A 6,829-nucleotide genomic window follows, 5' to 3' on the forward strand; every position below is an offset into this window, starting at 1 on the left:
GTGCGGCGTACGCCCGGCCATGGGCGGCCGGCTCCCCGCGCGGTTGGCTCTGTGACATGAGAGAGATCCTGATTCTGGGCGCGACGGGCAAGACCGGTCGCAGGGTGGTGCGGCGGCTGCGCGCGGAGGGAGAGCGGGTACGGCCCGCGTCCCGTTCCAGCGAGGTGCGGTTCGACTGGTCGGAGCCCGCCACCTGGGAGAACGCGCTGCGAGGCGCCGAAGCGGTATATCTGGTGGCGCCAGACGACCCCGCCCCGGTCCACGACTTCGTCAAGCGGGCCGCGGACGTCAGGCGCTTCGTGGTGCTGTCCGGCCGGGGCATGGACCTGGTCGGCGAGGACTTCGGGCAGGGCATGGCCGCCGCGGAGCGGGCAGTGCGCGACTCGGGGGCGGAGTGGACGATCCTGCGGCCGAACAACTTCAACCAGAACTTCGACGAGGACCTGTGGCACGCGCCGCTGCGGGCCGGGCGGCTGGCGTTGCCGATCGGCGACGTGCCCGAGCCGTTCGTCGACGTCGACGACGTCGCCGCGGTCGCCGTGGCGGCGCTGACGGGAGACGGGCACGCGGGGCGGACGTACGACCTGTCGGGGCCGCGCGGGCTGACCTTCGGCGCGGCCGTCGAGGTCATCGCGCGGGCCGCGGGCCGGTCCATCGAGTACGTCGAGCTGACCCCGGAGGCCTACCGGGCCGAGCTGCTCGCCCAGGGGTACCCGGAGGCGGCGGTCAGTGCGCTGAACGCCCTGTTCGCCCTGCACCGCGCCGGTCACACCGCCGAGCCCGCCGACGGGGTCCAGCGGGTGCTCGGCCGCCCCCCGGTCGCGTTCGAGGACTACGCGGCCCGGATCGCCGCCACCGGCGCCTGGTCGTGACACCCGGCCGGACCCGGTCGTGAGCTCCGGCCGGGTCCGGCCACGGGCGCCGGCGGTTCCGGGGCGTCAGGGTGCGCTGTGGCGCGGGGAGGACCGCAGGGCGTCGAGCAGGGCGTCGGGGGTGTCGGTGAAGAGACGGATCGTGGTGGCCTCGGCGCGGCCGCCGAGGGGGCGGACCACGGTGACCGGCTCGGTCAGCTCGACGACCACGTTGGTCTGGGAGGACACCACCACGCTGAGCCGCGAGCCCGTCAGGGTGATCATGCCGCTCTCGTCGTAGGCGCGCGACAGCCGTACCGAGGAGATCAGATCGCGGGGGACGCGCAGGTCGAAGTACACACCGGAGCGGATGCGCAGTTCCCCGGGAGTCACGACGTGGGGCCGGGTGACGCCGGCCGCGCCGACCATGAACACGTACACGATCCCGTAGAGGTCGGCCACCAGCACGGCGAGGCGCACCCCGTACGGCACGTCGAGCGCCTTCAGCAGCAGATCGATCCCCACCGTCTCCACGACCATCACGAACAGCAGCACCAGCAGGATCGACGACTGCTCCCGCGAGTACGGCGCGGCGACGGCGCCGGGCGGCACGCCGTCGCGGCGGCGCGCGATCCACAGGGCGATGCTCACCAGGCCCTTCAGCTCGAATCCCACGAGCCTGCGCACCTGCACGGGAACCAGGAGGTGGAAGGTCGCCACGAGCGCCGCCCGCCGGTCGGCGCCGCCCCGGCGCTCGGCCCTGAACAGCCGGTACGCGGTCACCGCCTCCAGGACGAGCACCGACGCGACGGCCAGCTCCGCCACCACGATCACCGGGCCGGGCAGCGGCACCCCCGACACGAGCAGGACCACGAGCAGCAGCTCCATGGGGATGACGGCGAACAGCGCGGCACGGGCGGCCCCAAGCATCAGGTTCTCTCCTTGAGTGTCGTCATGACCAGCTGGAACACCTCGGCCTGGGCGGGGGACACCTCGGCGTACATCGTCTCCAGCCACCGCCCGCCGTCCGGCCTCTCCGCCGGGCCGGAACCGGGCGGGCGCGAGGGGCCGGGGGCCGGATCCAGGTTCGCGACCATCACCGAGGCCATCTCGGCGGGGATGTGGGCGACGAGGTCGGCGGCGAGCGCGGCGACGCGGGGATCGCCGGGATCCGCGTCCGCGAGCTCGTCCAGCCGCCGGTAGAGGTCGTGTCCCCGCGCGAGCGCGTCGGGCTCGGTGAGCGGGCGCATCAGGTCGAGCAGCTGCGCCCGGCCGGACGGGTCGGCCACGGTGTCCACCAGCGCGAGCAGCTCGCGGTCGATCTCGGCGAACCTCGAACCCGTGGCGGGAAGGTCGCGGAGCACCGCGGCCATGTCGGGGGAGACCATCGAGTCGGGGTGCGGGTCCGCCTCCGCCAGCAGCGCGGCCAGCCGGTCCCGCCTGGCGCCGATCGCCTCCTGCTGCCTGGCCAGGTCCGCGTCCAGCTCCTGGAGCACCTCGCGCAGTTCCTTGCCCCGGTCGTCGGCGAGCACGTCGCGGATCTCGTCCAGCGACAGGCCGAGTTCGGCCAGCCGTCGCACCCGGGCCAGGACGACCGCGTCGCGCAGCCCGTACTCCCGGTAGCCGTTGGCCAGGCGCACGGGCTCGGGGAGGAGGTCCAGGTGGTGGTAGTGGCGCACGGTCCGGGCGGACACCCCGACCAGCGCGGCGAGCTCGCCGATCCGCATGCCCTCATTAGAAACGTTGACGCTACGGCAAGGTCAAACCCGGCGGTTGATGCTCAAGTGGATGCTCGGCCGGTCGCATCACGTCCCCTGTGAGGTCCCGGGGGAAAGGGATGAGGGCCGGTCGGGGCGCGCGTGGAGAGCGGGCCCCGACCGGGAGTGGGTCAGATGTCGCCGTTCTCGATGGCCTGCTTCAGGCCCGCCTGCGTCGCCTGGTGGGAGGAGACGCCGCCCGCGACGACGAAGTCGATCAGCGCGGTGTCCGCGTCGAAGGTGAGGTACTCGGTGACCTGGGTCTTCCCGGAGGACAGCTTCTTGAAGACGATCTTCTGGTGCGTGACGACGCCGGGCAGCGACCAGGTGTCGGTCTCGTAGGAGAGGGTCGCGTAGTCGATGCGCTGCTGCGCGTGCGTGTTGCTGACGACGATCGAGCCCTCGTAGGGGATCTCCTCGACCGCGGTGAAGTTGACGTGGCGCTCACCGTTCCGGAAGCAGTCCTTGTGGGTGACGACCCGCTTCAGGAACGAGTGCATGCCGAGGTGGTTGTTGATGTTCGAGTACGCCGGGAACACGCGGCTGACGGGGGCGTCGATCGTGATGGAGATGCTCTCCTGCGCCCGGCTCCGCCCCGATTCCGGGAGGGGGGGAATGTTCTCGTAGAACTTGTGGGTGTCCCAGGCGGCCTGCCACTCGGCGGCGAGCTGGGGGTCGGCGTCGGAGGTGGCCGCGCCGGCCGGGCCCGAGAAGGCGGTAAGGACGAGGACCGCAGCGAGCAGCTGGGCCGCGAGGAGTCGGAGATGCTTCTTCACGTGTACCCCAAGGGGAGGCAGTAAGTACAAGTGATCTTTTACCGCATGTTGTAGCGATCTCTGTACTTTTGCGGCGAAGCGGCGAAAAAATCTTTTTGTGTCGTTATGTACGTATGGGTGTGCCGAGAAGCCCGGCACGATCTCCTGTCTCGCGCCGGTCAGGCGCGTTCCTGCCGGGGCAGGACCACCTCCCGCAGGATGAGCAGGATGGCCGCGGCCATCGGGATGCCCAGCAGCGCGCCCACCACGCCGAGCAGCGCGCCACCCAGCAGGGCGCCGACGATCGTGGCGAGCGGCGGCACGTCGACCGAGCTTTTCATCACGGCCGGGGCGATCCAGTAGTTCTCGATCTGCTGGTAGATCGTGAAGAAGACGAGGCAGACGATGCCGACGGTCGGGGAGACGAAGAACCCCACCAGGGAGGCGACCCCCGCGCCGATGAAGGCGCCGACCAGGGGGATGAGGTCGGTGAGCGCCACGATCAGGGCGAGCGCCAGGGCGTACGGGACCTGCATGATGCTCAGGAAGATGAAGGTCGTCACGCCGGCGATGAGCGAGATGATCAGGTTCCCGGCGACGTAGCCGCCGATGCTGTCGATGATCTGGTCGCCGAGCAGGGTCGCGCGGGTCCGGCGGGTCCGGGGGACGAGGCGGTAGGCCATCCGCTTGAGCGACTTCAGCGAGCCCAGGAAGTAGAGGGTCAGCACCAGCACCGTCAGCGAGTTGAAGACCGCCCCGATGAGGACCGTCCCGATGCCGAGCACGCCGCCGAACATCTGGGTGCCGAAGTCGCCGCTCGTCACGTACGTCTGGAGCTTCTCCAGCAGCTGGAAGCGCTGGTCCAGGTCGCGGATCACCGGGTTGTTCTGCAGCTCCTGGACGTACTGCGGGAGCTGGTCGACGAACTGGGAGGACTGCGTGGTCAGCGGGGGGACCACGGCCAGGCCGAAGACGACGAAGACGAGGATGACGCCCAGGAAGACGATGGTGATGGCGATCGCGCGCGGGACGTTGCGCCGCTGGAGGAACTCGACGGCCGGGTTCAGGCCGATGGCCAGGAAGAGCGAGACGACGATGAGGATCAGCACCGAGCTCGCGCTCGCGACGGCCTGCACCAGCCACCAGGCGGTGAGCACGCCCAGAGCGGCGGTGAAGCCGAACACGAAGGGGTTGTTGCTCATCGAGCGTCCTGGACGGCCGAACGGAAGGTTCGGCGCCACAGCCGAGGGCGGAGTCACACCCGAGGGCGGGGCCGCGCCGGAGGACGCGGTGGCCCCGCTCGCGGGTACGGCCCCGCTCGCGGGGCCGCCGGGGTCCGCGGGCGGGGTGGGCGGCAGGACCAGGGGGCCCGCGGAGGTCAGGATCGGCTCGGGCGCCGCGGGGGCCGCGGGCTCGGCGGCCGGTGCGGTCGAGGTGGCGGACCCGGCCGATGCGGCCGAGGCGTCTGACCCGGCCGGTCCGGTCGACGGGGCGGGCGCGGCCGGTCCGGCTGAGGTGAGGGGCTCTGCGGTTCCGGCCGGTGAGGTCGGTGAGACCGGTGAGGTCGATGAGGTCGATGAGGTCGGTGCGGACGCCTCCGCGGGCGGAACGCCGGGGGCGGGCGGGGACGCTGCCGCCGCTGTGGCGCGGTCAGCGGAGATGGGCTCGGGCACCAGCGGCCACTGCCCTTTCCAGAGAGAGATAGTCGGCTTCCGTCACCCTACTTTTCCCTGGTCACCGCACGGTTCGAAGCACCGGGGGGCGGGAGGGGCGGAAGGAGTGACGGATGGTGCCGTCAGGGCATGTTGACGTACTGGCGGGGCCGCAGGGCGTGGCTGCGCAGGGCGGCCAGGGCGGCGGAGCGGCCCGCCGGGGTGAGGCGGCCGTCGACACGGAGGCCGAAGGCGTCCAGGCGCCTGCCCAGCTCGGTGAGCGAGGCGTCGACCTCCACGGTCTGCCACTCCGCGCAGTCGATCACGGCGGTGACGTGGTCGCGGTCGGCGGGGGCGCCGTCGGCGAGCAGCATCAGCGCCACCTCCCTGGCCGAGGCGCGGAAGCCGTTCTCCCCCGACGCGGGGGCGAGCAGGGCGGCGGCCGCGGTCTCCCAGAGCAGGTCGGCGTCGGCGAGCAGGCGCTCGCCGGCCGGGGTGGTCACCAGGCGCCTGCCGGTCTGGCGCAGCGCGCCCATCTGGTCCTGGGCCACCTCGCGGACGGCCGCCAGCTCCGCGCCGCTCCAGGTGCTCTCGGCGAGCACGGAACGGGCGAGATTGTGCCGCTGGGTCAGCGGGACGCCTCCGGGGCGGCGGCCCACGGTCAGCAGCCAGCGCAGCGCTCCCAGGTGGTCCTCGTCCGGCGCGGGGATGGGCGCGTGCAGCCGCACCTCGAAGGGCTGGGCGAGCTCGCGCCAGGCGGTGCCCCGGCCGAGGACCCAGCGGTTGAGCCGCTCGCCCTGGACCCGGTGCAGCCAGTTGTCGCCGCCCAGCTCGGGACGGGGCGTGGTGAGCCAGTGGCTGGTGAGCTTCCGCCGCTCCTCGGGGCCGGGGACGAGCTCACCGGAGACGATGGCCAGCTCCAGCGCGGCCGAGCAGGCGCCGTGCGCGCCCAGCTCCTCGGGGCCCATGATCGAGCTCCACCGCAGCTCGGGGACGTCGGGCGGGAGCACGCCCGTCGCGTCCAGGGCGGTCTGGTACGCGGCCATTCCCGCGTCCTCGCCCAGCCGGGCGTAGGTGCGCAGGATCTGGGTCGTCGTGGCCGACGAGCACAGGGCGGCGTAGCGCTCGAGGCCGCCCAGCCGCAGCAACCGGCCCAGCGCGCGGGCGATCGCCGGGCGGTCTCCGGTGACCTTGGAGGGCAGGGTGTACCAGAGGAACTCGCACACGTTGAGCTCGGTGATCGTTTCCAGTGGCTCGCCGCCGGTCAGCCAGTCGATCGCGCTACGGGCGTGCTCGGCGGAGGCTGGCTCGGAACGCTCCAGCTCCGACAGGAGGGCGGCCACGTCCGGTGCAGGCATGCTTCGAAGTCTGCCGTATGCGGGCCTGCTCTGACGATGGACGTGACGTAATGGATCCTGCACGGTGCCTACCCTAAGAAATGTCTTCTAAGTGGCTCATATGCGGACGCTCAGATCCAGCCCTTCTTGAAAAGCATTCGTGAACTCCACTCGGCGTACGGGACGATCTCGGCGGTGAGCACCGGGTAGAGCCACCAGAAGTTGACGAGCGCGAGCAGGGCGAAGGCTCCCACGACCGCGGCGCCGACGATCCGGCGTCCCTGCGGGGCGCTCGCCGGGCCGATGATCAGCCCGGCCGCGAGCACGATCGCCAGGATCATGAAGGGGACCATGGGGATCGCGTAGAACAGGAACATGGTCCGGTTGTCGGCGATCGCCCAGTAGAACCAGGGGAGCCAGCCGGCGGCGTAGCCGAGGAGCACGGTCCCGGCGCGCCAGTCGCGGGTGGCGACGTAC

The 6,829-nt window shown here is 71.7% G+C and carries 6 protein-coding genes and 1 pseudogene; 1 reads left to right on the forward strand and 6 read right to left on the reverse strand.

Features of this window, described 5'->3' with window-relative positions; genetic code table 11:
- Positions 1–56: 56 nt before the first annotated feature.
- Positions 57–872, forward strand: coding sequence for an NAD(P)H-binding protein (locus ACTOQ1_RS36555; RefSeq protein WP_440072549.1), 816 nt, complete (start codon positions 57–59; stop codon positions 870–872).
- Between the two features lie 66 nt (positions 873–938).
- On the opposite strand, the gene ACTOQ1_RS36560 is transcribed toward ACTOQ1_RS36555, so the two are convergent.
- The 6 genes and pseudogenes from ACTOQ1_RS36560 to ACTOQ1_RS36585 all read right to left on the reverse strand — a co-directional run.
- The gene (locus ACTOQ1_RS36560; RefSeq protein WP_440072550.1) at positions 939–1,781 is read right to left on the reverse strand and encodes a hypothetical protein; all 843 of its coding nucleotides are present in this window, start codon (positions 1,779–1,781) and stop codon (positions 939–941) included.
- Positions 1,781–2,578, reverse strand: a complete 798-nt coding sequence (locus ACTOQ1_RS36565; RefSeq protein ID WP_440072551.1) for a MerR family transcriptional regulator — start codon at positions 2,576–2,578, stop codon at positions 1,781–1,783. Before ACTOQ1_RS36565 ends, ACTOQ1_RS36560 begins: the two co-directional genes overlap by 1 nt.
- 161 nt (positions 2,579–2,739) lie before the next feature.
- Positions 2,740–3,384: a hypothetical protein gene (locus tag ACTOQ1_RS36570; protein ID WP_440072552.1), complete on the reverse strand. Its 645-nt coding sequence runs from the start codon at positions 3,382–3,384 to the stop codon at positions 2,740–2,742.
- A gap of 158 nt (positions 3,385–3,542) precedes the next feature.
- Entirely contained in the window at positions 3,543–4,565 is a 1,023-nt protein-coding gene (locus tag ACTOQ1_RS36575; protein WP_440072553.1) for an AI-2E family transporter, read from the reverse strand.
- 593 nt (positions 4,566–5,158) lie between these two features.
- Positions 5,159–6,373: a hypothetical protein gene (locus tag ACTOQ1_RS36580; protein WP_440072554.1), complete on the reverse strand. Its 1,215-nt coding sequence runs from the start codon at positions 6,371–6,373 to the stop codon at positions 5,159–5,161.
- Between the two features lie 110 nt (positions 6,374–6,483).
- Positions 6,484–6,829: pseudogene (locus ACTOQ1_RS36585) on the reverse strand (phospholipid carrier-dependent glycosyltransferase); the annotation flags it as partial.

Source organism: Streptosporangium sp. OZ121 (assembly GCF_051918885.1).
Lineage (GTDB): Bacteria > Actinomycetota > Actinomycetes > Streptosporangiales > Streptosporangiaceae > Streptosporangium.